General features: G+C 68.9%; 23 protein-coding genes and 2 pseudogenes. 9 read left to right on the top strand and 16 right to left on the bottom strand.

Going from position 1 to position 23,995, the window contains the following annotated elements; translation table 11 throughout:
• Nucleotides 1-74: 74 nt before the first annotated feature.
• From QOM21_RS01740 to QOM21_RS01730, 3 genes are read right to left on the bottom strand one after another with little or no spacing between them, the layout of a single operon-like run.
• A complete protein-coding gene (locus QOM21_RS01740) occupies nucleotides 75-719 on the bottom strand; it encodes an RraA family protein (protein ID WP_407547705.1) in 645 nt (214 codons plus the stop codon).
• Between the two features lie 2 nt (nucleotides 720-721).
• Entirely contained in the window at nucleotides 722-1,111 is a 390-nt protein-coding gene (locus QOM21_RS01735; RefSeq protein WP_407547704.1) for a RidA family protein, read from the bottom strand.
• Entirely contained in the window at nucleotides 1,108-2,484 is a 1,377-nt protein-coding gene (locus QOM21_RS01730) for an MFS transporter (RefSeq protein WP_407547703.1), read from the bottom strand. The genes QOM21_RS01735 and QOM21_RS01730 overlap by 4 nt, the downstream gene beginning before the upstream one ends.
• Before the next feature lie 401 nt (nucleotides 2,485-2,885).
• Here QOM21_RS01730 and QOM21_RS01725 point away from each other — a divergent pair, with 401 nt between their 5' ends.
• Entirely contained in the window at nucleotides 2,886-4,541 is a 1,656-nt protein-coding gene (locus QOM21_RS01725; RefSeq protein WP_407547702.1) for a thiamine pyrophosphate-dependent enzyme, read from the top strand.
• Nucleotides 4,542-4,878: 337 nt separating this feature from the next.
• Here QOM21_RS01725 and QOM21_RS01720 read toward each other — a convergent pair whose 3' ends face one another.
• On the bottom strand, nucleotides 4,879-5,145 hold the full coding sequence (locus QOM21_RS01720; RefSeq protein WP_407547701.1) for a hypothetical protein: 267 nt from the start codon (nucleotides 5,143-5,145) through the stop codon (nucleotides 4,879-4,881).
• Between the two features lie 82 nt (nucleotides 5,146-5,227).
• Nucleotides 5,228-5,827: a hypothetical protein gene (locus tag QOM21_RS01715; protein ID WP_407547700.1), complete on the bottom strand. Its 600-nt coding sequence runs from the start codon at nucleotides 5,825-5,827 to the stop codon at nucleotides 5,228-5,230.
• 621 nt (nucleotides 5,828-6,448) lie between these two features.
• Between QOM21_RS01715 and QOM21_RS01710 the strand changes: the two genes are divergently transcribed.
• Nucleotides 6,449-7,762: an MFS transporter gene (locus QOM21_RS01710; protein WP_407547699.1), complete on the top strand. Its 1,314-nt coding sequence runs from the start codon at nucleotides 6,449-6,451 to the stop codon at nucleotides 7,760-7,762.
• 74 nt (nucleotides 7,763-7,836) lie between these two features.
• Here the strand turns inward: QOM21_RS01710 and QOM21_RS01705 are convergent, their stop codons facing one another.
• Nucleotides 7,837-8,295 carry a nuclear transport factor 2 family protein gene (locus tag QOM21_RS01705; RefSeq protein ID WP_407547698.1) on the bottom strand — a complete coding sequence of 153 codons (459 nt, stop codon included), beginning with the start codon at nucleotides 8,293-8,295 and terminating at the stop codon, nucleotides 7,837-7,839.
• A gap of 332 nt (nucleotides 8,296-8,627) precedes the next feature.
• Between QOM21_RS01705 and QOM21_RS01700 the strand changes: the two genes are divergently transcribed.
• On the top strand, nucleotides 8,628-9,170 hold the full coding sequence (locus QOM21_RS01700; protein ID WP_407555553.1) for a GNAT family N-acetyltransferase: 543 nt from the start codon (nucleotides 8,628-8,630) through the stop codon (nucleotides 9,168-9,170).
• Between the two features lie 36 nt (nucleotides 9,171-9,206).
• On the opposite strand, the pseudogene QOM21_RS01695 reads toward QOM21_RS01700, so the two are convergent.
• Nucleotides 9,207-9,428, bottom strand: a pseudogene (locus tag QOM21_RS01695) (2'-5' RNA ligase family protein); the annotation flags it as partial.
• 80 nt (nucleotides 9,429-9,508) lie between these two features.
• On the opposite strand from QOM21_RS01695, the gene QOM21_RS01690 reads away from it, so the two are divergent.
• Nucleotides 9,509-10,438, top strand: coding sequence for a phytoene/squalene synthase family protein (locus QOM21_RS01690; RefSeq protein ID WP_407547697.1), 930 nt, complete (start codon nucleotides 9,509-9,511; stop codon nucleotides 10,436-10,438).
• A gap of 318 nt (nucleotides 10,439-10,756) precedes the next feature.
• On the opposite strand, the gene QOM21_RS01685 is transcribed toward QOM21_RS01690, so the two are convergent.
• The 3 genes from QOM21_RS01685 to QOM21_RS01675 all read right to left on the bottom strand — a co-directional run bounded on the left by QOM21_RS01685 (nucleotide 10,757) and on the right by QOM21_RS01675 (nucleotide 13,529).
• Nucleotides 10,757-11,134, bottom strand: coding sequence for a DUF6193 family natural product biosynthesis protein (locus tag QOM21_RS01685; protein ID WP_407547696.1), 378 nt, complete (start codon nucleotides 11,132-11,134; stop codon nucleotides 10,757-10,759).
• 149 nt (nucleotides 11,135-11,283) lie between these two features.
• Nucleotides 11,284-12,048, bottom strand: coding sequence for an NAD(P)-binding domain-containing protein (locus QOM21_RS01680; RefSeq protein ID WP_407547695.1), 765 nt, complete (start codon nucleotides 12,046-12,048; stop codon nucleotides 11,284-11,286).
• Between the two features lie 251 nt (nucleotides 12,049-12,299).
• Complete coding sequence (locus QOM21_RS01675; protein ID WP_407555552.1) at nucleotides 12,300-13,529, bottom strand: serine hydrolase domain-containing protein; 1,230 nt, start codon at nucleotides 13,527-13,529, stop codon at nucleotides 12,300-12,302.
• A 361-nt stretch (nucleotides 13,530-13,890) separates the two neighbouring features.
• On the opposite strand from QOM21_RS01675, the gene QOM21_RS01670 reads away from it, so the two are divergent.
• Together QOM21_RS01670 and QOM21_RS01665 are read left to right on the top strand one after the other, a co-directional pair.
• A complete protein-coding gene (locus QOM21_RS01670; protein ID WP_407547694.1) occupies nucleotides 13,891-14,616 on the top strand; it encodes a helix-turn-helix domain-containing protein in 726 nt (241 codons plus the stop codon).
• Between the two features lie 400 nt (nucleotides 14,617-15,016).
• A complete protein-coding gene (locus tag QOM21_RS01665; protein ID WP_407547693.1) occupies nucleotides 15,017-15,760 on the top strand; it encodes a class I SAM-dependent methyltransferase in 744 nt (247 codons plus the stop codon).
• 323 nt (nucleotides 15,761-16,083) lie between these two features.
• On the opposite strand, the gene QOM21_RS01660 is transcribed toward QOM21_RS01665, so the two are convergent.
• From QOM21_RS01660 to QOM21_RS01640, 5 genes and pseudogenes are all read right to left on the bottom strand, one after another.
• Nucleotides 16,084-16,278, bottom strand: a complete 195-nt coding sequence (locus QOM21_RS01660) for a hypothetical protein (RefSeq protein ID WP_407547692.1) — start codon at nucleotides 16,276-16,278, stop codon at nucleotides 16,084-16,086.
• A gap of 487 nt (nucleotides 16,279-16,765) precedes the next feature.
• Nucleotides 16,766-17,290 (bottom strand): annotated as a pseudogene (locus QOM21_RS01655) (NAD-glutamate dehydrogenase); the annotation flags it as partial.
• 466 nt (nucleotides 17,291-17,756) lie between these two features.
• A complete protein-coding gene (locus QOM21_RS01650; protein WP_407547691.1) occupies nucleotides 17,757-18,560 on the bottom strand; it encodes a MerR family transcriptional regulator in 804 nt (267 codons plus the stop codon).
• Nucleotides 18,553-19,089, bottom strand: a complete 537-nt coding sequence (locus QOM21_RS01645; protein WP_407547690.1) for a VOC family protein — start codon at nucleotides 19,087-19,089, stop codon at nucleotides 18,553-18,555. Before QOM21_RS01645 ends, QOM21_RS01650 begins: the two co-directional genes overlap by 8 nt.
• Before the next feature lie 231 nt (nucleotides 19,090-19,320).
• Nucleotides 19,321-19,968, bottom strand: coding sequence for a class I SAM-dependent DNA methyltransferase (locus QOM21_RS01640; protein ID WP_407547689.1), 648 nt, complete (start codon nucleotides 19,966-19,968; stop codon nucleotides 19,321-19,323).
• A 327-nt stretch (nucleotides 19,969-20,295) separates the two neighbouring features.
• On the opposite strand from QOM21_RS01640, the gene QOM21_RS01635 reads away from it, so the two are divergent.
• On the top strand, nucleotides 20,296-21,138 hold the full coding sequence (locus QOM21_RS01635; RefSeq protein WP_407547688.1) for an alpha/beta fold hydrolase: 843 nt from the start codon (nucleotides 20,296-20,298) through the stop codon (nucleotides 21,136-21,138).
• Complete coding sequence (locus QOM21_RS01630) at nucleotides 21,135-22,448, top strand: cytochrome P450 (RefSeq protein ID WP_407547687.1); 1,314 nt, start codon at nucleotides 21,135-21,137, stop codon at nucleotides 22,446-22,448. The genes QOM21_RS01635 and QOM21_RS01630 overlap by 4 nt, the downstream gene beginning before the upstream one ends.
• Nucleotides 22,449-22,544: 96 nt before the next feature.
• On the opposite strand, the gene QOM21_RS01625 is transcribed toward QOM21_RS01630, so the two are convergent.
• Nucleotides 22,545-23,255: a class I SAM-dependent DNA methyltransferase gene (locus QOM21_RS01625; protein ID WP_407547686.1), complete on the bottom strand. Its 711-nt coding sequence runs from the start codon at nucleotides 23,253-23,255 to the stop codon at nucleotides 22,545-22,547.
• A 184-nt stretch (nucleotides 23,256-23,439) separates the two neighbouring features.
• Between QOM21_RS01625 and QOM21_RS01620 the strand changes: the two genes are divergently transcribed.
• A complete protein-coding gene (locus QOM21_RS01620) occupies nucleotides 23,440-23,946 on the top strand; it encodes a DinB family protein (protein WP_407547685.1) in 507 nt (168 codons plus the stop codon).
• The last annotated feature ends 49 nt before the right edge of the window (nucleotides 23,947-23,995 follow it).

The raw sequence follows: 23,995 nt of genomic DNA, 5'->3' as shown, positions 1-23,995 counted from the left end.
GCTTCCTTGGTGCGCCGTGCCCGCGCGGACACGTGGTACGGACTGACTGCGGCCTGTTCGGCCGGCGGGGGAGGTCAGCTGAGGTGGAGGAGGTCGCGGAGGTCCTCGCCCTGCGCGATCCGCCGGATGAGTTCCGGTTCGGCCGCGTCGGAGGCCTCCGCTTCGGCAAGGACCGCGTCCAGGTTCCGCGGCGGCAGGACGACCACCCCGTTGGCGTCACCGAGGACGATGTCCCCCGGCTCGACGCGGACGCCGCCGGTCTCTACGGGGATGCCACGCCGCCCGGCCCCGCTGTTCAGCCGCTTGGTGGTGAGGCAGCTGCTGCCACGGGCGTGGACCGGAATTCCGGTGCGGGGGTGCGAGAGTGCGTCGACATCGGTGACGACACCGTCGACCACGATTCCCGCGGCCCCACGGGCGCGTGCGGCCGCGGCCGTGACCGCGCCGATCGCCGCGTGGGTGTGGTCGCCGCCCATGTCGATGACCAGCACCTCGCCGGGGTTCAGGCCGACGATCGCCCGGTTGACCGCGCCGGCATCCGGCTCGGTCAGGGCGAGGGTGGCCGCCGGACCGGCCATTCGCCGAGCGAGACCGTACCGCCGGATCGCCGAACTGACGAAGCCCCGTTCAAGAAAGTGGCCGAGGGTCGGGAAGTCCACCTCCCGGACACGTTCGAGCAGCCGATCATGGCTGCTGGGCACATCGTCTGGCGCCTGCATGCTCAGCCCTCCGATTCGCTGCGAAGGACCGCGATGCAGTCGATCTCCATCGAGACCCCCCAGAGTCCGACGCACACCGTCGTCCGCGCCGGCCGGTGACCTGCGAAGACCTGCTCGTACACCTTGTTGTACGGGGGCAGTTGCTCCTCCGCGCCGAGGTAGGTGTTGAGCTTCACGATGTGGTCGAGGTCGGAGCCGGCCGCGACGAGGACGGATTCGAGGTTGCGGAGCGTCGCGCGCACGTCGTCCGCGAACGTGCCGGGGGAGTGGCCGGGCGCCGCCGGAATCTGTCCGGTGGTGAACACGAACCCGCCGGCGGAGGTCGCCTGGACGTACGGGCCGACCGCGGTGGGCACACCGGGGGCGGTGTCGAACCGCTGGATCGCACTCATGCCTTGGCCACCGCCTCGGTGCCGACCGGCGGGGCGACGGGACCCGGTGCGTCGATGTCGCCGAAGCGCGTCTCGGCCAGCAGGATGAGCGCCAGCAGCGACAGGACCGCCGCGCCGAGGACGTACCAGGCGATCGAGGCGCTGCTGCCGGTCGCGGACAGCAGCGCTGCCGTGATCGCCGGTGCGGTCGCGGAGCCGAGCAGGCCGGAGAGCATGTACGAGACGGAGAGTCCGGAGTATCGCACCCGGGCGCCGAACAGTTCGGCGAGGAACGTTGCGATCGGGCCGTAGTTGGCGGAGAAGGCGACCGTCATCAGCCCGTAGGCCACGAAGACCGAAGCGGTGGAACCGGTGTCCAGGAGACGGAAGAACGGGAAGGCCAGGGCGGCCTCCGCGGCGACTCCGGCGAAGATCACCGGCTTGCGGCCGACGCGGTCGGAGAGCCGGCCGAAGAACGGGATCGCCACGAACGCGACGGCGCAGGACGCCATGACCGCCCACAGCATCAGGCTCTCCGAGTGGCCGAGTTCGGTGGTCCCGTAGCTCACCCCAGAGGTGACCATCAGGGTGAACGTCGAGCCCGTGGACAGCGTCGCGATTCCGCCCAGCAGGACCTGCCGCCAGTACTGCCGGATGAGCGCGAAGAACGGAATCCGGGCCTTGGCGCCGTCCTGCCTGACGGCCTGGAAGGAGGGCGTCTCCTCGATGTGGAGACGGATGTAGATGCCGATGCCGACCAGGAGCACGGACGCCAGGAACGGAATACGCCAGCCCCAGCTCAGCAGTGCCGCCGAGTCCAGGTTCGCGGCCATCAGCAGGAAGGCACCGTTGGCGAGCAGCGTGCCCAGCGGCACTCCGACCTGGACCATGGAACCGTAGAAGCCGCGCCGGCCGTGCGGTGCGTGTTCAACGGTCATGAGGACGGCGCCTCCCCACTCCCCGCCGAGCGCCAGGCCCTGGACGATTCGGAGTCCGAGCAGGAGGAGCGGCGCCGCGATGCCGATGGCGTGGAAGTCCGGCACCAGGCCGATCCCGAACGTCGCCGCACCCATCGCCGTGAGCGAGGTCAGCAGCATGGATTTGCGTCCGAGCCGGTCGCCGAAATGCCCGAACAGCACCGCGCCGACCATGCGCGCCAAGTACGCCGACGCGAATGTCAAAAAGGACAGGATCGTACCGACGGCGCCGTCGAACTGAGGGAAGAATACTTTCCCGAAAACCAGCGCCGACGCGGTGCCGAAAAGGAACAGGTCGTACCACTCGACGGTGGTTCCGATCACGCTGGCGAGGGAAATCTTTCGCATTCTCGCCGCGTCGAGGCGGCTCGCGTCGAGGCGGCCCACGCCGGTCGGCGCGGAGGCAGGACTCGTCATGAGGACTCCGAGGGGGACAGGGGACATGGCCGGCGTCCGGGAGCACCCGGCGATTGGCCAACGGTGCCCCGGCCCCAGCGCCACCGGCAAGAATCAAAAGCACATCACCGCAGGCCGCGAACTGTGCAGATGACCAATGAGCCAACGAGCTGAGCCGGGGCCGCGGTTCGCCCGCGGCCCTGCCCGTCCTTGCGGCCGGCTACCGGAGGGATCCCGTCACCGGCGGCTCGGGTGTGGGGCTCGGCGGCTCGGCCCGGCCGTGCCAGGGGACTCGCGCCGACGGGTGTTCATCTGCACATCGATCACGGCCTTTTCGAGTGCCGGTGCCACGTGCCACACGATCCGAGGAAAGCAAGAATGGATCGGCAAGTGAATCCTCGAAGAAGGAAACGGGACCCGCGATGGTGAATGCCGATAACCCCGACCGCAGGCTCTCCGCAGGCCATCTCATTGTCGCCCAACTGGAGCGCGAAGGCGTCCGACGGGTATACGGCGTTCCCGGTGAGTCCTACCTCGATGTCCTCGACGGCCTGCACGACTCCACGATCACGACAGTGGTGGCCCGGCACGAGGGCGGCGCGGGCTTCATGGCCCTGGCCGAGGGGCGATTGACGGGCCTTCCAGGGGTGGCGATGGTGACCAGGGGGCCGGGGGCCGCCAACGCGTTCATCGCCGTCCACACCGCCCACCAGGACGCGACACCGCTGATCCTTTTCGTGGGTCTGATACCGGTCGCGGACCGGGGGCGCGAGGCGTTCCAGGAGTTCGACGTCTTCGGATGGTTCGGCAGCACGGCCAAGAAGGTCGTGGTGCTGGACGACCCGTCGGCCGCGGCCCGTGTCGTCTCCGAGAGCATCCAAACGGCGCGGAGCGGCCGGCCCGGACCTGTCGTGATCGGCCTGCCCGAAGACGTCCTCACGCACTCGGTCGGTACGACCCATACGTCGGAGCCGCTTGCCGTCCCCCGGCCCCGTGCGGCCGAGTCCGAGCTGAAGGAGCTGGTCGGCCGGCTCGAACGCGCCCGCCGGCCCCTCGTCGTCGTCGGCGGCGAAGGCTGGACCGCGCAGAGCGGTCAGGAGCTCGTCCGGTGGGCGGCAGAGCACTCCGTCCCGGTCGTCGCCGACTTCCGTGCGTACGACGCGGTCCCCCACGAACTCGACGGGGGAAACGCCTTCGCAGGTTCGCTCGGGTACGGCCGAAGCAGCCGTACGGCAGGACTGCTCGACGAGGCCGACCTCACGCTCTTCCTCGGTGCCGCCCGTACCGATGTGCTGAGCGACGGCTACACCCGGGGCCTGGACTCCGAAACGGTGCTGGTCCTCCCCGGCGAAGCACTCGGCCACGCGGGCCGCGTCGACCAGTTCGTCTCAGCCGACGCTCCCGCGTTCGCGCTCGACCTGGCCACCGCACCGGTCTCGGTGCATGCGGACGCCGGGTACTGGTTCGCTGCGGCTCGAGCCGCGTACACCCGATCCCGCACCGCCGCCCCCGCGCCGGACCCGGGCGGCTCCTACGTCGACATGACCGCGGTGATGGGCGTGCTGCAGGAGGAGCTCGCACCGGACACCGTCATCACCTACGGAGCCGGCAATCACGCACTCTGGCCGGCGCGCCATCTGCCACACCGGTCGCCCGCCTCACTCGTCGCGCCGCGCAACGGCGCGATGGGCATGGGAATTCCGGCCGCGGTCGCGGCGTCGCTGGTGTTCCCCGGCCGGGAGGTCGTCTCCGTCGCAGGTGACGGCTGCTTTTTGATGAATGGCCAGGAGCTGGCGACCGCACGCGGATACGGGGCCACATTCATCGCCCTGGTGGTCGACAACGGCTGCTACGCCACCATCCGGGAGCATCAGGAGGGCACCTATCCGGGCCGCCCCTCCGGAACACAGCTGACCAACCCCGACTTCGCGGCCTGGGCCCGCGCCCACGGCGCCCACGGCGAGACCGTGACCTCGACCGCCGACTTCCGCGAGGCATTCCGCCGTGCCCGCGCAAGCGCACTCCCTGCCGTCCTCCACCTGCTTCAGGACCCGGAAGTCCGGGCGCCTGGAGGCTAACGGCCTCACCGAGCACGTTCCCCGGGCACGAGCGACTGCCTGTGCGGAGCGTCAGGCAGCGCGGATAGCCCCGACCTGAGACTTGGTCGGGGCTATCATCGTTGCTGGTCAGCAAGGGCGGAGGGATACGAGGAAGGGTGCCGCGTTACGGCTGCCTCGTGGTGGGCTCGGGCTGCGCTCCCTTCACGCGTCGCTCACGAAGACAAACCGTCCGCCCTGCGGACCGACAGGCATGCGGCCTGACACGGAAACGCCCTCCTGAAGGACCGCGAGTGGGCCCCTTGCCGAAAACGAACAGGGCTGGGCCGCGGCGGGTGGATCCGTCCCCGCATCTCTGTCAGATGACGTTGATGGTGGTGGATGGTGAGGTGCGGTCGCCGACGGTGAACTGGAGGCTGGTAGGGCCGACGAGGGTGTTGTCGGAGGCGGTGACGCAGACCCACATGACTGACTGTGATCCGCTCGCGGGGATGGTCAGGTCGACGTCGGAGAAGGTGAGGCTCTGGCCGTCGTCGGACAGCGTCCCCGAGTACACGGTGGTGCTTCCGCCTGTGGGCCATACGGTCAGCTGGTGATCAGGGTTGCCCTGGGTGCCGAACTGCATGGCTGCATCGGCTGGGAGGGTGGCGGTGACCTTTTGCTGTGGGATGGTCTCCGTCCCGTTGTTGCGGACCTCTCCGCCCGGGTTACACGGGCCGCCGCCCTCCCCGCTCCGCTGTCACGGGCGCGCCTCCCGGTGACACGCTGTAGCCGGGGGTGACGACGACCGTGGTGGAGGGGGATGTCTTTCCTCCGACGGTGAAGGTGAGGTTGGTGGCGCCGAGCGGGACGTCATGGCCGGCGCTCACGTCGACCCACATGGTCGTGGTCCCGGGCAGTTGCAGGTCCACGTCGGAGAAGATGAGTGACGTGCCGTCCTCGGAGAGGGTTCCGGTGTACTGGGTGGTGTCCCCGGCTGCGTTCTGGACGGTCAGCTGGTGGTCGGCGAGTGTGGGGGTGCCGAAGAGCAGGCCGCGGTCGGCGGGCAGTGCCACCGTCACCGTCACAGGTTCGAACGCGACCTCCGAGGCGACGCGTACTCCTGGGTATCCGGCCGGTCCGCCACGCGTCAGCTCCACATCGGGTGGCGCGCCGGGGGTAACCGTGAACTCGGACCACTGCAGGACTACTTGGCCTTGGTTGCCCGCGTCGCCGACGGGGGAGTTGTACAGGGGGTCGTCCTTGCCGCCGGCTCGGGTGCCGTCGCCCGGAAGGGTGCGTCCCGCGGCGACTCCGGGGCCGCCCACAAAGCTGCTGCCACCACCCCCGCCACTACCGCAGAAGGCGCTTGACGAGGCGTAGACCTCTAGGCCGCCTCCTCCTCCCGCGTGGCCGGCGCCCCCGCCCGTGTTGCCGCCGTAGCAGGCGCCCCCGCCTCCGCCCATACCTGGGATCGGCACCTGGCAAATCGGCCCGCCGGCCTGCGAGGAGAGGGTGGTCGCGGCAGGTGACATCGCGCCCCGGTCCAGCGGAGATCGGGTCGCTGATCGGTGAACCAATGGGCGGCGAGCAGGCCGGATGCTGTGGCGACGAGGGCTGCTGTGATGGCGGTGGCGCAGAGGTCGGCGCGTAGGCGGGGATGTCGACCGCCGAGGTGCCCGGCGTACGAGCTGATGTCAGGTCAGAAATGCCAGTTGGTAAGGGAATTGGCGTCGCAACGATGAGTGCGATCGTCGGTAGACCCTCAATTGCCGACACCGATTTGGGTGACAGCGCCCCGGCCTGCACCCGTTCTGCTACGTTGACCGCATGTTCCTCTTCCGTGCATAGGAGTCCGTGCTGACTGCGCCCCATCGGGCGCGGCGCTCTCGCCTCCCATGCACATTCAGCGCCACCAGCTCGGCGCTGCCTCCAAGAGGAACATGATCATGTCTTCATCTTCCATGGCCCCGTCGTATGCGGCTGTGCTCCGCACCCGCCACGCCTGCCGCACATTCGGTGCGGCACTGTTGGGCCGGCTCTCCTACGGAATGGTCTCTCTGTCGCTGGTCCTGGCAGTCAAAGAGGCCACCAACTCCTACGCCGTAGCCGGCACTGTCATGGCCCTGTTCGGGCTCACCAGTGTCTTTCTCTCGCCGGCCCGCGCCGGCCTGATCGACCGGTACGGGCCGCGCCGTGCTCTGCTCCCCATGGCCACGGTCTACGCACTGTTGCTGACCGGGCTGGCTTTCGCGGCCTCGTGGTCAGGATCGTCAGCAGTCCTGCTCGGGGTCCTGGCAATGACCGCCGGCGCCAGCACACCGCCTCTCGGACCGGTGATGCGGGCACTGTGGAGCGACTTGGTTCCTGACAAGCGCCTGCTCCAGCGCGCTTACAGCCTGGACTCGGTCGCCGAGGAACTCCTCTTCGTCACAGGACCGCTGCTCGTGGGCCTGTTGGTACGGGTGACGGTGCCATCAGTCGGTCTTGCGGTGAGCGCCGCACTCGTATTGAGCGGCTCACTTGCCCTGACCTCCTCTCCGGCAGTCCGCCGCGAGGGCGACCGCCGGCGGGCCTCCGCCGTATCGGCGCCGTCCCAGGAACCCGTCCACGCCGCGAAACCTGCATTGTTGCGCCGACGGCCGCTGCAAGGCCGCCCCGGGCTGGGGCAGGCAATCGCCGTCTCAGCCGGAGTGGGCATGTGCCTGGGAGCGTTCGACCTGCTTGTGATCGCCTTCGCCGACGCACGTCACGCCCCTGAGGCGGTGGCCTGGGTCTTGGCGGCGTTGTCCGCAGGCAGCGCCATCGGCGGCCTGATCTACGGCGCCGTCCCATGGCGCGCCTCAAGCAGGCTGCGGCTGTCATGTCTTGCCGCAGCACTGGGGCTGACCCTGGCTACGACGGGGCTTTCCCCTCATCCCTATGCGCTCATCGCGTGGGCAGGGCTCGGCGGACTGTTCATCGCTCCAGCTCTCACCACGGCCTACCTGATCGTCGATGAGGCCGCCGGTCCGGCCAACCGCATCCAGGCGGGCGCGTGGGTCAACACCGCTTTCAATGCCGGTTCATCAGGGGCAACCGCTGCCACCGGGCTAGCGGTAGGTCACCTCCCGTTGCCCATGTGCTTCGCAGTTGCAGCGGCCCCGGCGATCCTGTCCGCTGCAACTGCCGTGAACCGGTCCCGTCCTGCCGCACTCACCGCCGTCCTAGCGGATAGGGAAAGGACATCGGAGGCTGCGGGGCAGGCACCCCTCAGCGGATGAGTCGTGCGAGAGCCGGGGCAAGGCCCTACTCCTGGGGCCACCCGGCTCTCGTCGGTGCCTGGTCGCCCGTGCCTTCATGGGGTGCATGCCTCGGCAATGGACAGGCTGTTTTCGTAAAGGTGGTGTCGCGTGACCCGGCCGTCCTCGACGGTGAGGTGCAGAGCGAACGGGCCCTCGAAGGACTTTCCGGTCGTACGCACGGTCCCCGACACGTGCCCCAACAGAACCGCGTCGGTACCGTCGACGAGCAAGGTGTCGACGGAGGCGCGCGCGTCCTCGGGAACGGTGTACTCCATCAACTCGGTGAATTGCGCGGCGCATTCGGCGGCGGTGGACCGCGGGCGGATCCATGGGACGGCGGGGTTTTCGGCGAGCAGCCAGTCGACGTCGTCGGCGAAGAGTTCTACGAGCCGCCCGGTGTCCCCAGCCAACCGGGCGGCGAGGAACTCCTGGACGACGGCCCGTGTCGCCTCTGCGGCGGAAATCGCGGTGACGGCCGAACTCGTCGTGGCGGGGGAGGACGTGACGGACATGGCTCTCTCCTAGCGGCTGTGGACGGGTCCCTGCGGGGGTTCCCGTCGATGTGCTTGACCTTGCCGGGAAAGAGGAGAACCGTCGATTACTCCGGGGGTAATGGCCCTGGCCGCTTCTCCGCGGGTGGCCGCCGGGCTGGGACTTTGGGGCGGGGCCTGTGGCCGGCCGCGCGCCCTCCCTTCCCGGTCATGCCGACGGGGAACCTGCTGGGAGCATCGGGCCTGCCCAACTCTCCTTTGCCCCTACGCTCAATATCCGAGGGGCCCAGGGCGTGTATCGAAGGTGCCTGGTGAGGATGACGGAGAGTCCATTTGTGATCGAGAATGATGGGATGGTCACGCTGGAAACACCCCGATTGATCCTGCGTCGCTGGCGCGAGGAAGACGTTGCGCCCATGGCTGCCGTCAATGCCGACCCCGAGGTCATGCGGTGGATCCGTGACGGCAGCGTCCTCGACGAACAGCAGACTCGCGGCCGGGTCCAGGCATGGGAGAGCGAGTGGGAGTCACAGGGCTTCGGCCTGTTCGCCGTGGAGATCCGGTCCACCGGGGAGCTGGCCGGGTTCACCGGCCTTTCGGTTCCCAACTACTTGCCGGAGGTACTGCCGGCGGTTGAGGTCGGTTGGCGGCTGGGGCGTTCCCACTGGGGGCAGGGCTTGGCCACCGAGGCCGCTGCGGCCGCTGTACGGTTCGGGTTCGAGGAGCGAGGGCTGGAGCGGATCGTCAGCATCACTCAAGTGGGCAACGACGCCTCCGAACGCATCATGACGAAACTGCGGATGCATCCGGTCCGCGAGACCGTCAATCCCACCTGCGGTCGGCGAGTACGGGTGTTCCAGCTGTCGTCGGATCAGTACGTCACAACCATTGTGTGAAGATGCCCGCTCTTGCCACTTCGCGCCGTCATGCACCACTAGGTCCACTGACGGGACACGGGCCGTGAAGGGAAGCCTGCTGAGAAGATCGGCCTCAATCTCTTCCAGGACAGCAACATCCGGACCGTCAGCGATGGTCAGGTGAGGGACGACCTCGGTGAACTTGCCGCCGTACGGAGGGGCTTCAGGCCACCGGTCAGCGATCGCCTCAGTCAGCCGCCGCAACTGAGCTTCAGCCCCGTGACAGGGCCCTGTCACGGGAATGTGATGATGATGTCGACCTCGGGCGCGTGCGCAGATCGCAGCGCGCGGCCCCCGCGACGACGAAGGCACCGCCAGTGAGTACGTGGAACAGAGTTCTCGATGCCGCAGAAATCCGCTCCCCGCACCTGCGCAGCGACTTCACTCGGCAGCGCAAGCTGGTCCGGCGGTACAGACCCCAGCACTATGTTGCAACCCGCCTGCTTCTTCCCAGCGCCCTTGTTCCGCACGTCGTCGTTGCGACGGCGTTCATGCACCACACGGACAATCTGCTCGACTCCGGGCCCCGCCGGGCGCGCTCGGGCGCCTTCGACCGCTGGAATGAGGAAGTCCGTGAAGCCTTGGGGACGGGGCACAGCACCCACCCTCTGATCCGGCCTCTGCTGCACGCCGTGCGCGCACACCCCTGCCTCGCATCCCATGTCGAGGAATTCCTCGACGGTGCTCGCACGGACCTCAACTTCACAGGCTTCGCCACAGAGGCCGACTACCAGCGCTACATCGACCGGTACTCGCTCCCCGCGTTCATGGTCATCGCCGGCCTCCTGGCCCCGACGGCAGACCCCGACGATTACCGCAGCGCATGCCGCAGCTACATCGACGGCAGCCAGCGACTCGACTTCGTCAACGACTTGAGTGAAGACCTCGGCGACGGGCGGCTGGCCATTCCGCTGGATGCAATGGAGCGCCACGGAGTGACCCGCACGGATCTGGAGCATGGGCGGGACACCGCAGAGGTACGCGCTCTGCTGCACGAGCTCCTCGGGCAGGCCCGACGTACCCTCGCCTCCAGCCGAGTCATCACGCAGCTTGTCCCGCCCGCGCACCGCCCCCTGGCCAGAACATTGATAGCAGTGGAAGAACGCACTGCTGACGCCGCAATAGGCAAGGGCGCGGCGCTGCTCGCCGGCCCCGCTCGCCCACCCGTGCCCACGATGATCGCCCTGCTCCTGGGCGAATACCGACGTGCCTGGAGCCTCCGCCGAGCCGCGGTCAGACCGACTTGAGATCGGGTTCGGGAACGGATTTGCCGGGACATGTCGTGTGGTGCAGGGGGCGGGTCTCAAGGGGCCCACGCTGATGGGCTGGGCGCCGAGCCGGCTGGCTGCTGCCGCAGCGCCGCTGGAGCTCGCGGATGCCGAACCGGTAACCGACGGGGTAGCCATCGGCCGCAGAGGAGGCGCCCGGCGGCAGGCTGAGTGGGGACGATCCCCAGACGGAGCCTCGCCGGGCGCCCGGGCCCAGGTGCGACAGCGGTGGGCAGGCCCCGCACCCCTGCCGCCTGCCCTGACCCGGCTCCTACGGCTTGACGTCTGCAGGAGCTGTTACTCCGGCTGTTCCTTTTCGGCCAGTTGCTCGGGCGTGCCGACGAACGCGCGACCGCAGCCCGTCGGGAGTCGTTCGACCACCATGGCGATGGCCGCCTCCGCGGTGGGGGCGGGGCCGACGCTCTGGGACCGTGAGGGCCCGCTGACGAGGAAGCCGCCGCCCATGATCGGGGCGATGAACGGGACATCCCAGGTCCACCGCAGCTCCGTGCACCGGCTGAAGTGCAACTCGCCCATGCCGACCCAGGGGAACAGCTGCCGTAGTCGGGGCTCGGCGTAGGCGGCGCGTAGCAGCCGGCCGTCCACTCGATGAGTGGTGAGCAACTTCTGCCATGCGGTTTCGATGACGTCTTCCTTGCACGCGTCCTCCGTCATGCCCCGCATTCTGCTCGACACCGAATGATTTAGGCCAGCTCGCGCTGATAACTCTTGCCTGCGTACCGGGGCGCGCCTCAGGGGTGAACGCAACCGACCGCAATGTCGGCCGGAGGTCACCACCTGGCGGGTGGCCGTGAGCTGCCGGGCTACTTCAGGTTGGCGAGGAGGGCATCGAGGGCCTTGTTGAGGGCTTCGGAGTTGGCCGGGTCGAACCATGTGGTGCGGATGCGTTCGTTGTTGCCGTTGGGGGCCTCGTGGTCGGCGGCGAGCTGGTGCAGGGAGCGGGTCTCGTCGCTCAGGGCGCGCCCCACCCCCTGGAAGAGGCTGCGAATGTAACTGTCCGCGTCGTCGGCAGGGATGCCGTGGTCGGTGGCCCACGATGTGAGGGTGGCGAGGTACCAGTAGTGGGTGGTCAGCGTCCCCGTCAGCGTGGAGAAGACGTTGAAGGCCGCCTCGTCCGCGACCGGGAGCACGCCGCCCAAGTGCTCGAAGAGAGCATCCACTGCCGGGTGCGACGGGTACGTCACCGTGACGGAGCGGCGTTCGCGTATGGCGGGCAGCGGGATGGCCCGTACCAGCGGGGCATCGGTGGCCAGCGTCCGGCGCAGGTCGTCGTTGCCGACGCCGGCCATCACGTTGACCACGATCTTGTCGTCGTTCACCCTCAATCCGGCGAGCGCTTCGTGCCGGTCTTCGCGGCGTACGGCGATGAACACCACCTCGGAGCGGTCCACCACCTCCTGGTTGTCGGCGCACACCGCTACGCCTTCGTAGCGTGAGGACAGCTCCGCGGCCGTGCGGGCTCCCCGAGGGGAGAGGAACACCTGTGGCGACTCGTCGTCCCCGTCGAACAGACCCGTCACGAGGGCCCGGCCGATCTCGCCCACTCCGATGACGCCGATGCGCTTCACTGTCTCTTCCTCCGTGGTGCGTGGTGGACGTGCCCCTTGGTGGTCCGAGTCTGTGATGTGGAGCCGTATCCGTCGAGTGCGGGCGCGGGTCGAGGGACAGGCGGGCCCCGCAGCCCCGCCCCGAAACCCTCCGCACATATCGGGGCGGGCACACCGATCTTCTGAGGTGACCTGGAGCCGAACCTCGCGGCAACGTCGACGGTTCGGACTCCAGGGCGTACCAGGGGCGTTGCAGGGCGCGGGCTCGGGCTTCAGCTGTCGATCGCCTGGTAGAGCGTGGTCCAGAAGTCGTGGATGAGGCGCGCCGGAGCCGGAGTGGTCAACCCGACCTGGGTGAGCAGGATTCCGGTGAGCTGGTTGTTTGGGTCGGCGTACGTCGTGGTGCCGGTTCCGCCGTCCCAGCCGAACTGGCCGAGGGGAGCGTAGTCGCCGCGGTAGGTGCGCACCGCCATCCCGAAGCCCCAGCCGCCCTGCTGCCCCTGGCCGAAGGAGACATGGACGGAGTTGCGGGCCAGGGCCGATCGGGCGGTCTCCTGCTCGGGCGTGAGGCGGTTGGTGGTCATCAGCTGAACGGCGGGTCGGGACAGGATGCGTTCGGTTCCGTGCGTCCCTTGGTTCAGCAGCATGCGGAAGTAGGCGTGGTAGTCGTCGACGGTGGAGACGAGGCCGCCGCCTCCTGCTTGGAAGGCCGGAGGCGCGCTGTACTGTCCGCCCACCGCCTCGTCCCACACGGTGAACTCTCCGGTCTGGGGGTTGGGGGCGTAGCAGGGCGGGAGCCGGTCGATCTTTTCGCCGGGCACGTGGAATCCGGTGTCCTTCATCCCCAGCGGATCGAGGATGCGCTCGCGCAGGAACGTCTCGAACGGCCGGCCCGTGACCCTCGCGACGAGCACGCCGAGCACGTCATGGCTGAGGTGGTAGTGCCAGTGCTCCCCGGGCTGACGCATCAGCGGCAGCGTGCCCAGGCGGCGCATCCACTCGTCCGGCTCGGGCAGCGGCTCCACGCCCTGGCTGAAGATGCCCCGTTCGAAGATCGCGTTCATGATCGGAGAGCCCATGGCCGTCAGATCTATGCCGAGACCGAACGTGGAGGTCAGCAGGTCCCGTACGGTGATCGGCCGCCGGGCGGGCACGGTGTCGTCCAGCGGGCCGTCGATCCGCTGGAGCACCTGACGGTCGGCGAGTTCGGGCAGCCACTGCTCCACCGGGTCGTCCAGCCGCACCCTGCATTCGTCGAGCAGGACCATCACCGGTGCCATTGCGACCGGCTTGGAGGTGGACGCCATCCGGAAGATCGTGTCCCGGCGCATTGGCGCGCCACCGTCATGGCGCATCGTCCCGATCGCCTCGACGTGCGTCTCGTCTCCCCGGCTGACCAGGGCCACGAGCCCGGGGATCTTCCCGGACTCGACATGCCGTGCGAGCACGTCGCGCACTCGGTGCAGCCCTGCCTTGGAGAAGCCGCCGTTGGTCTGTCCCATCATGATCTCCTTGCGTGCAGTTCGATCTGCGCGACCCGTCCCGGCGTGGCGCGCATGGCCTCGGTGAGCTGGAGCTTGGTCATGGGACTCCCTCCGCGCTGCCGCTGGCACTCGCAAGCGTTCGGGAATCACTGAACGACTGCGAACCTACATTGCGTTTACGATTTGGGCAACAGGTCGAAGGCTCTCTCTGGCGCTCAACTGGGCGATGTCGAGCTGGTATTGCAATGGCTATGGCGCCGAATGCAATGGAGGATGGCCAGGGCTCGCATTGCAATGGGGTTCGTGTGAATGCATACTGCGCAGCGGGGTGCAGGGGTGTCGGACCCCTCGCATGTCGACAGATGGGAGATGAGCACCGATGCCCGGAGGCAGACTCACCAATGAGGACCGCCGGCACATTGCCGCGGGGTTGGCCGAGGGGCTCGGATACACGGAGATCGGTCAGCGCCTTGGGCGTCCCGCCTCGACCGTCATGCGGGAGGTCACCCGCAACGGCGGGCCGGATGATTACAGCGCGGACCGGGCGGAGGAGGCCACACGGCGGCGTGCGCGCCGGCAGAAGCAGGCTCAGCCTCCGGCGCCGCCGGTCCTTGACAGCGGCCATGGGCGAGACCCTCAAGCGGTCCATGACTTCACGGAGTCCTTCACCGCTCTCCTCGAACAGCAGGGGCTGCCGCGGATGATGGCCAGAGTGCTGGCCTGCCTGCTGATCAGCGACTCCGGCACCCTCACCGCCGCCGACCTGGTCCAGCGGCTTCGCATCAGCCCCGCGTCCGTCTCGCACGCCGTCACGTTCCTCGAACAGCAGGGAATGCTCTGGCGGGAGCGGTCTCCCGGCGGGCGCCGCGAACGGTATGTCATCGACGATGAGATCTGGCTCCGGTCGACCCTGGCAGCTCTGCGGATGAACGACGCCCTGGTGGCCGCATCCCGGCACGCAACCGAGATTCTCGGGGCCGCAACTCCGGCCGGTGCCCGTTTCGAGTCCTCCGCCGATTTTCTTCTCCTGGTGAGCGAGTCCCTCCAGAAGGTCATGGAGCAGTGGCGGCGGACTTCGGCCGCCCGGAGCGCCGGGCGACAGTAACGCTCTCTTGGTCGAAGGAGCAGCAGCAGCTCCACGGCTTGCCCTCCGGCTGCTGTCCGGCAGCCCCTGGGGTGGGCATGACCAGGCATTGCCGCAGGGGCTGGGGTAGCTCAAGACGAGTGCCACAGCAGCGTTCGGCGGGCCAACCGCCCCACCCCGGTCTCACCGGACTGACGACCATCGACTACTGCCCTCGTCCTCTGGCGTTTCGGCCCGATCCGAGGCGTCCGGGTGTTGGGCGATAGGAGGATCGCCCGGCCAACTTCTTTGTGCCATCTGCCAGTACGGCGGCCAGGCGGGGTCGGAGCAGACTCTCTGCCACGGCCGCGGTCCGGCGAACCTCTGCACTCGGAGTGCCGGCGTGGCCACGTACCGGATGACGTACAGAAGGGGGCGGCACGTGAGCGTGCAGCAGTATGACGAGATCGGTGAGGCGTTCGAGGGTTTCAAGTCCTTGCCGCTGACGCGTTACGGGGAAGTGCCGAGCTTCCTGGGCATGGTCGGGGATGTGAGCGGCAAGTCGGTTCTCGATGTGGCATGCGGAACGGGTTTCTACAGCAGGGAGTTCAAGCGCCGCGGTGCCACGGACGTCCTCGGTGTCGACATCTCCGTCGAGATGATCGCCGCCGCGCGCGAGATCGAGCAGCGTGACCCGTTGGGCTTGCGCTACGAGGTCGGTGACGTGGCCGAACTGCCGTCTCTCGACACCCGCTTCGACGTCGCGGCGGGAGTGCAGTGCCTCAATTACGCCGAGGACATCGCGGGGATGGAGCGGATGTGCCGCAACATCCACCGGAGCTTGGTGCCGGGTGGAGAGTTCTTCGTGCTCGCCCAGAAGCCCGACTACCGATTCGACTGCCCCTCCCTGGACAAGTACGGGTTCCGCTGCGAGCCCACCGGTGAAGAGAGTGAGACGGGTCCGCAGGCGCGGGTCACGGCTCTCCTCGACCCGCAGCCGATCAGCATCATCGCCACCGCCCCACGTCGCGAGGTCTACGAGGACTGTCTGCGGGCGGCCGGGTTCAGTGACGTGGAGTGGGTTGCGCTGCACGTGTCCGAAGCGGGCATCAGTGAGTTCGGCGAGGACTTCTGGGCGGACCTCCTGGCGAAGCCGCCGCTGGAGATGCTGCGCTGTCGTGCCTGATGGCCGGTTGGCCGGCCGGAGCCCGAGCGCGGTCCCGCCCTGTGGAAGCCCTGCCGAAGTCCTGCGGAATACGTGGGGGCTTGAGCCCAGTCCCGCACTGCCGTAGCACCGCCCTCACGCCCGGCGGCGCGGGCCCACGTAGAACGGGGGGCGCTGCAGGGCCCAACTGCTGTGCATCGCCCGGACGGTAAAGACGGCACCTACCGTGCCGAGACGCCTCGCCGCGTGCTCTGATACCTGTTCCATTGGTGCGGCAGCGGCGCGGCGCCCTGCACCCCGGGCCGGGTGCGGGTGCGGGCGCCGCGCCGCTCAGCCGGCGGGTGTCACATGCGGCTCTGGACCCAGGCCACGGCCAGGGCGATGAGGCCGCTGCCCGCGGCGTACAGGGCGCCGCGTACCGGCTCCTGCCACATCGGGCTGGGACGCGAGCGCTGTCCACGGGGGTGGCGCATGCGCCGGCGGCGTGCCCGGCGCTTGCCGGTGCCGTCCCGGGGCAGGGTGGTACCGTCATTTTCCATGGGTGTGCCTCCAGAAATCGGGTCTTAGCGGTCCTGATGGGTGGTGCGCCGCGTAGAGAGCCCCCTCGAACCAGTGGCCGTAGGAAGCCTGGCGCGAGGTAGCGGGCTCTCTTTCGCGTTGTGACTGATGGTATCGAGCGCCTGGAGAGTCGCTGCCAACTCCCGTGCCGTGGGAGGCTCCTGGGGCATCCGCCAGGCATGCCGAGACCGCCCTTTTACCTCACCGAGTCTGGTCAACGACGGTGCCGACGAGCGATCTGTCCGTCCCACCTGCGCATTTCCTGGTCTACGGCAGAAATCTCCGCGCCCTACCGTCACCATCCCGGGCTCGTCGGTGGAGAACGTCATGGAGTCATGGTCGAGCGGCACGCGAAAGCCCCCGGCGGGCCGGAGCGTGAACGGGCGCAGCGCGTGTCGCGCAGGTGGCTCTCAAGGTCTGTGCAGCTCGCGGCCGTTGTGGGCTCGGCGACGAGCCGCTTGCATCGGTGCCGCCCTCACTGGGCGCGGAGGCCGGCTCGTACTCGCGGTAGCCCAGGAAGGTGAAGTGGTCGGCGGACAGCCAGCGCAGCAGCTCGCGGGCCTCGTCGATCTCCTGGTCGCGCAGGTCGTCGGCGGTCGGCTCGGAGGGCAGCTCGTCGGCGATGCGCAGCGCGGCGCCGCGCATCTTCTCCCAGTCCTCGACGGACTCGCGGACGTCGGACAGCACCCGCAGCAGATCGGCGGTGATCTGCTGGAGGTCCTCGCGGTCGGTCTCCCGGTCGATCTCGACATGGATCCACGACTCGGTGACCGCGTCGTGCGGCAGCTCGGCCGCCTTGCCCTTGCCGGTGTTGCCGTGCGCCTCGCAGGTGGAGTCGTAGACCTCGATGAGCTTGCCGGCGACATCGCGGCGGACGATCACCTGCGGGTGGATCACCAGGTGGATGCCGCGGCCCTGGCGGGAGAGCTCGTTGGTGACCGAGTCGACCAGGAAGGGCATGTCGTCGGTGACGACCTCCACCACGGAATTGCTGCGCGCGGAACCGCCAAGGACCCGAACCGGAAGGACGCCTACGCCTTCGGCCGAAACCGGGGTGCGCAGGACTGGAGCCCGGGCGGCGGCGACGGTCATCGTGCAACGGGCCCCCAAGGTCGGGGAGCGGAGCACCTGCATGTCGAGGATCCGGCCGGCGACCTGGCAGGCCGCCGACGATTCCGGGGAGTCGCCCCCGCGTCTTGCCGGCCCGGTGCAGAAGCGAGGCGGCTGTCCGTCGCGGAACAACGGGATGCCGGCCACGCCTGCATTGGCGTGGCCGGCATCGATGAGCCGGTTGCCATCAGATTCACGCTACGGAGAATCCGATGCCGGCCGGGGAGGCGGCGGTACCCAGGAGCGGACCGTCAGCGAAATGGCCCTCCTGGCGTCGTTTGTTGTGGGAGACGTCCGGGTTCGTGGGGCGTCGGACGCTCCCACGGGTTGAGGATTCCGGCCCCGCGCCCTACTGCCAGGTCGCGGTGTCGGGGTCGATGCCGTGGGCGTGCGCGCACGCGTCGATGATTCGACGGAACCACGTGGCAAGGCCGGCGCGGATGCCGTCGTAGTGGGCAGCAAACCCCGGATCGGCCTCGTACATACGGCCGAGACAGACCTGCATCTGCCTGGTGAGGGGAAAGTACGAAGCAAAGACTTCGCGGTGCCGCTCCACGAGTTGATTCGCTTCCCTGCTACCAGGTGTGACACCGGCATCCATCGCATCTGCCAGCGCGCGGTCGAGGCCGGCAACGGCGTCGGCGATGTCCTGCCAATCCTCCGGACTGCGAGAGGCCGAGAGTTCGGCGTACTGCCGCCATTGCGTCGTGTCTCCGAAGCGCTGACGGGCTTGGGCGGGCCAGTCCGGGTTCCACTGGGGGCCGAAGATCGCGGCCTGCTGCTCGGCGGTCAGCAGCAGGCCACGCTCGTGGGCGTCGATCATCCGGTCCAGCCCGGCGCTGAGCTGCCGGAGGCGGTCGATCCGCTCAGCGACCTGGGCGCGCTGCGCGCGCAAGGCGCCGGGTACGTCCACGGTCGAGTCGTCCAAGATGGCCTGGATCCTGTCCAGGCCGAGACCGATCTCGCGGTAGACGACGATGCGGTGCAGGCGTTCCAGATCACCAGCGGTGTAGAGCCGGTATCCGGCAGTCGTGCGCAGCGAGGGTCGCGCCAGGCCGATCTCATCCCAGTGGTGCAGTGCGCGGACCGTCACGCCGAGGCGCGCCGAGACCTGACCGACGGTCAGGCCATCGGCGCCAGTGGCATCAGACATGCTTCTCATTGTCGCCGCGCTCGGCGCCCGGTGGGGTGATCCCGACGGCTTCGAGGTCCCGCGCCTCCTGACTGGCCGGATCAAAGGGCTTCGCTGCGGTGAAAATGATCCGTGCGTTCTCGGGGGTGGTCACCACCACATCGCGGGTGTTCCAGGGAGTGTCCCGTGGACCGTCGACCGAGTCGGGGCGCAACGCACGACAGTCCTCGACAAGGGAATCGACCTGGCTGAGCACGCCCGCGAAACTGAAGCTCATCGCTGGTGTCTGCTCCGGATCGCTCGCCGCCGGGACGAGGAGGACGTCCTGGAACGCCCACCGGCGCAAGTGCACAACCGCTTCGGGGATCCTGAACAGCTCGAAGAACCCGAGCCCACGAATCCAGAAGTCCACCGACGCCGCCAAATCGCTCGTGGGGATCGTCACGAACGCGGGCATTCCATAGATGCCATGGAACGGCTCCGGCGGAACCGCCTCCGGGCCGGGAGTGGGTACGGGGCTCATCTCGAACGCGTTGTAGTAGTCGCTCATGCACCTGACCCTCCAGCCTCACGCAACGTGAGGGTCAAGCAGGATCCGTGATCCCGCCCTACCCCGACGAGGCGACCGACGGCAGGGTCGGGTTCAGCCAGGAGCTGTCCGGGCGATCATGTGGCTCGCCGGGCTGCTCCTCCTCACCCAGCCGATCCCAGCTGACCCCGCCCGACCCCCGCCCGATCCCCGGCCCATCGATCCGCGCCGATGTCGTCAGGTGATCGAGGTCTACGCCTTGCAGGCGAGGAGCTGGACCTCTTGGAACTGCCGCTGGTCGGTGGGCTTCGGCTCGATCACCGTGCGGGAGGACTCCACCAATCCGTGGTCGCGCAGGAGCGCGGCGAGACGGTCGGGGGACCAGCGGTAGGCCGTCGCCACCGCATGGTCGTAGGCCTGTGTCTCGTGGTGGGGGCCGTCGGTGGCGGGGAAGTCGATCAGCAGATGCCCGCCGGGAGCCAGGATCCGGGCGATCTCGGCCAGGATGGCGGGCACGTCCTGCGGCGGGGTATGGATGACCGACCACCGCGAGAGCACCCCGCCCACCGTGCCGTCCTCGATGTCCAGCGCGGCCATCGAGCCGACCTCGAAGCGAAGCCCGGGGTTCGCCTCGCGAGCGAGCTCGACCATCACGGGGGAGGCGTCGACACCGAAGGCATTCAGACCCAACCCGTGCAAGTGAGCTGTGACGTACCCCGGCCCGCAGCCGAGGTCTGCGACCTCGCCGCCGTCGTTCGTCCGCACCAGCTCCGCGAAGGCGCTCAGCAGGGCGCGTTCCAGGGGACGGTCGCGCAGGGAGTCGTTGAACAGCTCCGCGTAGGTGGGTGCGATGGCGTCGTAGGACTCACGAGTGGCACGCAAGGTCTGAAGATCGGTCACCCGGAGACCGTAGTGGGTGGAGGATGCCTGCGCGTCAAGAACGCTTGACGGGAGGAGCTGTGCGGTCGAATCCCCCCGGCCCGCCTGCGTCGCGTTCGAGGCTCTGGGTGCGGCATTACTCGAACTCGATTGCTCGATCTCGGCGAGCTTGCGGTCTGCGACTCGCCGGCCCTCAGCCAGATGCCGACCCTTGCGCCCCGCCGGTGTGCGCGAGGCCGGGGACTCGCCGGGCAGGCGTCCTCTTGCAGGGCGGGGGAGTTCGCGTCAATGTGTGACCGGACGCGGCGGTGGTCCTGCGCGTCCTTGTCTCACGTCGGGAGAGAGAGCGTGACTCCGTTCGCCTTACCTCATGGCCTGCACGGGTCGGGGCCGCACAAGGTCATCGCCGTGCACGGGTGGTTCGCCGACCGGTCCGCCTTCGACGCCCTGCTGCCGGACCTCGATCAGGACGCCTTCCAGTACGCGCTGGTCGATCTGCGGGGCTACGGCGCGGCGAAGGGGGCGGTCGGTGCGTACACCACGCAGGAGGCGGCGGCCGATGTGCTGGCCCTCGCCGACCGTCTGGGCTGGGACCGCTTCTCGCTGATCGGGCATTCGATGGGCGGCAGTGTCATTCAGCGGGTGGTGGCCGCGGCGCCGCACCGCGTGCGCCGGCTCGCCGGCGTCTCACCCGTCCCCGCCTCCGGGCTGCCCATGCCCCCCGAGCAGTGGGAACTGTTCACCTCCGCGGAGCACGATCCGGACAGCCGGCGGGCCATCCTCGACATCACCACCGGCGGCAGCCGCCCTGCGGCATGGCTGGACCGGATGGTGCGGCGGTCCCTGGCGTGCAGCGACCCGAAGGCGTTCCGGGCTTGGCTGGACTCATGGGCGAGGGAGGGGTTCCACACCGAGATCGAGGGCTCGTCGGCCCCGGCGCTGGTGGTGACCGGCGCGCTGGACCCGGCTCTGAATGCCGACCTGGCGCGGCAGACGTGGATGCAGTGGCACACCGACGCCAAGCTCGTCGAACTGCCCTCGGCGGGCCACTACTCCATGGACGAAACGCCGCTGGAACTGATCCGGACGGTGGAGGACTTCCTGCGCGAGGACGACGCCGGGCGGGCCGACGACGGTAACGGACAGGCCGAGGGCGCCGGGCGGGGCGGAGGGCCGGGGGCGGCCGGGTGACGGGACAGGCGGCGGGCGCGGCGACCGCCACGGACCCCGAGGTGCCGAACGTTTTCGACCCTCGCGGCTACGTGCAGGGGCTGCCGCACACCGCTTACCGGCTGTTGCGCGACCGGCACCCGGTGGCCTGGCAGGAGGAGCACGAAGTACTCGGCTGGCCCTCGGGGCCCGGCTTCTGGGCCGTCACCCGGCATGCAGACGTCGTACGCGTCCTCAAGGATGCCCGCACGTTCTCCTCCCACCTGGGCGCGACCCAGATTCGCGACCCCGACCCCGCCGACCTGCCCTTCATCCGGCGCATGATGCTCAATCAGGATCCCCCGGACCACAACCGGCTGCGACGCCTGGTCAGCCGGGCCTTCACCCCGCGCCGGATCGAACGCTTCACGGCCGCCGTACGCCAACGGGCCCGCGGCCTGCTGGCGGCGGCCGCCGACACGGCACGCTCCGGGGACGGCGTCGTCGATGTCGTCACCGCCGTCACCGACGAGTTCGCACTGCTCAACCTCGCCGACCTGCTCGGCGTCCCGGCCACCGACCGCGGGCTGCTTCTGGACTGGACCCGCCGCGTCATCGGCTACCAGGACCCGGACGAGGCAGGAACGCCCCCGCCCGCCTCCGCCACCGAACTGCCGTCGCAGGCGCCGCCCACCCCGCCCGTCAATCCACGCTCCCCGGCGATGCTGCGTGACATGTTCGACTTCGCGCGGGAGCTGGCCGCCCACAAGCGGCGGCACCCCGGGGACGACGTCCTGACCGTACTCGCCCTGGATGAGGAACTGCCCACTCCCGAGCTGGAGATGTTCTTCTTCCTGCTGACCATCGCCGGCAACGACACGGTGCGCAGCGCCGCCCCGGGCGGTCTGCTGGCACTGGCCGAGCACCCCGAGGCGTACCGCGGCCTGCGCGCGGGGTCGGTGCCCGGTGCCACCTGTGTGGAGGAACTGCTGCGCTGGCATCCGCCGGTGCTCAGCTTCCGCCGGACCGCCGCGTCCGACACCGAGCTGGCCGGCCGCCGCATCCGCGCCGGGGACAAGGTCGTCGTCTTCCACGGCTCGGCCAACTACGACGAGCGGGCCTTCGCCACCCCGCACCGGCTGGACCTGACCCGCGCCCCGAACCCCCATGTCTCCTTCGGCGACGGCCCGCACACCTGCCTCGGTGCGCACTTCGCCCGGCTGCAACTGCGGGCGCTCTACGAGGAGACATGCCATCTGCTGCCCACCTTGGCGGTCGCCGCTCCACCCCAGCGGCTGGTGTCGAACTTCATCAACGGTCTGAAGTCGCTGCCGCTACGGCTGTCCGACTGACCCGCCGTCGAAGCCCGCCGGCCTTCCGGCGGCGTCGGGCGACGTTCGCCGACTGCTGGACACCCGCCGCCGTCCTCCATCGAGACCGAACGGCTCTCAGAGCCGGGTGTACTCAAGCAGCAACTTGTCGGGGCTCCTGGAAGCGAAGCGGAATCCGGCCTCCTCCAGCAGTCGGTCGGCCTCCTGTTGAGTGCGGAGGCGGAACGGGGAGCGTTGGTGCGCCATCACCTCGCCTTCGCGCAGAACCTTGTAGTCCTTGACGAACCGCCCATCGCCCTTGTCCTCGACCTCCTGGGCGTAGACAAGCCCGCCGGGCAGTGTCCGACGGTAGGAGCGGTGTTGCTCTTGGAGAGTCAGCAGGAGCGTCCCGCCGGGCGGCAGCGCATGTGCCAGATTGGTCAAACCCTTGAGGTCCTCGGCCTCACCCGGGAGATGGCTGCCCAGCCAGCTGTGCTCCTGGTCCTGGACTCCGTACCAGATGCCACCGACCGAGAAGGCCGCATCGAAGGTCGGCGGGACTGACATCTCCAGGATGTCCTGCGGAAGGAGACGGACCCGGTCACCGAGCCGCTCGTGTGCCACGGCGAGCATGCTCTCCGTGTGGTCGATTCCCGTGATCCGCAGATCCGGCGGGCCGAGTTCCAGCAGCTTCTCGCAGACCAGCCCGGTACCCACCCCCAGCTCCAGTAGCGCCCTGCGGTTACCGATGCGCGCGAGCAGGGCCCGCGTGAATGCGTCGTAGTCGTAGTACCCCGAGGTCATGATGAGGTCGTAGTAACGCGCCAGTCCCGCATATGAGTTGGCCACGTCCGGAACCGTAATCACCACCACGTCATCGGGGTAGAGGGCGTGGGTGCCGGTCGGCTCCTCAGCCCGGCCTGCCGGCGCTGATTGGCTGTAGCGCCCCGACGACAAGGGGCTAGGCGGAGCAGGCTGGGCCCGTCGATAAATACCTCGACAGAGGTCGCGGTCATCGGGGACGCTTCGCGCGATGACCAGAATCGACGACACGCCGCCCGCGTGGGACGAGCGCACCCAGCTCACCACGTTTCTCGACTACACACGTGACACCGCCCGCGCCAAGTGCGATGGCGTCTCCGCCGAGAACGCCCGCAAGGCGCTCCTGCCGGGCTCACCTCTGATGACCATGAGCGGAGTGATCAACCACCTCCGCTGGGTCGAGTACTACTGGTTCCAGGTGGTCTTCCTCGGCGAGGAAGACCACGGTCCCTGGACCGAGGAGGACCCCGACCGCGAGATGCGTATCGCCGTCGACTTCCCGCTCACGCAGTTGCTCGACGAATACGCCGAACAGAGCGCCCGCTACCGCGAACTGGTTGCCGGGAACGGCCTGGACGACCAGGCCGAGCGGGCGGTCCGCGACGGTCTCCACGTCGACCTGCGCTGGATCCTCCTTCACCTCACCGAGGAGACAGCCCGCCACAACGGCCACCTGGACATCCTCCGCGAGATGCTCGACGGCACGACCGGCGACTAGGGCTGCCCGGCGGAAGTCGGCATCGGGCCCTTCGACGAGTACGTCGCCG

Origin of the sequence: Streptomyces sp. Pv4-95 (assembly GCF_045782725.1) — a bacterium.
Lineage (GTDB): Bacteria > Actinomycetota > Actinomycetes > Streptomycetales > Streptomycetaceae > Streptomyces.
Note: the sequence above shows the minus strand (reverse complement) of the source record. Positions and strands in the feature narration are given on the sequence as shown.

Coding starts and splice junctions, on each gene's coding strand:
- QOM21_RS01710 (WP_407547699.1), top strand. CDS start 6,449: ATGTCTTCATCTTCCATGGCCCCGTCGTATGCGGCTGTGCTCCGCACC.
- QOM21_RS01730 (WP_407547703.1), bottom strand. CDS start 2,484: ATGACGAGTCCTGCCTCCGCGCCGACCGGCGTGGGCCGCCTCGACGCG.
- QOM21_RS01685 (WP_407547696.1), bottom strand. CDS start 11,134: ATGACGGAGGACGCGTGCAAGGAAGACGTCATCGAAACCGCATGGCAG.
- QOM21_RS01700 (WP_407555553.1), top strand. CDS start 8,628: ATGGTCACGCTGGAAACACCCCGATTGATCCTGCGTCGCTGGCGCGAG.
- QOM21_RS01720 (WP_407547701.1), bottom strand. CDS start 5,145: ATGCAGTTCGGCACCCAGGGCAACCCTGATCACCAGCTGACCGTATGG.
- QOM21_RS01670 (WP_407547694.1), top strand. CDS start 13,891: ATGCCCGGAGGCAGACTCACCAATGAGGACCGCCGGCACATTGCCGCG.
- QOM21_RS01735 (WP_407547704.1), bottom strand. CDS start 1,111: ATGAGTGCGATCCAGCGGTTCGACACCGCCCCCGGTGTGCCCACCGCG.
- QOM21_RS01660 (WP_407547692.1), bottom strand. CDS start 16,278: ATGGAAAATGACGGTACCACCCTGCCCCGGGACGGCACCGGCAAGCGC.
- QOM21_RS01675 (WP_407555552.1), bottom strand. CDS start 13,529: ATGGGACAGACCAACGGCGGCTTCTCCAAGGCAGGGCTGCACCGAGTG.
- QOM21_RS01725 (WP_407547702.1), top strand. CDS start 2,886: ATGGTGAATGCCGATAACCCCGACCGCAGGCTCTCCGCAGGCCATCTC.
- QOM21_RS01705 (WP_407547698.1), bottom strand. CDS start 8,295: ATGTCCGTCACGTCCTCCCCCGCCACGACGAGTTCGGCCGTCACCGCG.
- QOM21_RS01645 (WP_407547690.1), bottom strand. CDS start 19,089: ATGAGCGACTACTACAACGCGTTCGAGATGAGCCCCGTACCCACTCCC.
- QOM21_RS01620 (WP_407547685.1), top strand. CDS start 23,440: ATGACCAGAATCGACGACACGCCGCCCGCGTGGGACGAGCGCACCCAG.
- QOM21_RS01650 (WP_407547691.1), bottom strand. CDS start 18,560: ATGTCTGATGCCACTGGCGCCGATGGCCTGACCGTCGGTCAGGTCTCG.
- QOM21_RS01740 (WP_407547705.1), bottom strand. CDS start 719: ATGCAGGCGCCAGACGATGTGCCCAGCAGCCATGATCGGCTGCTCGAA.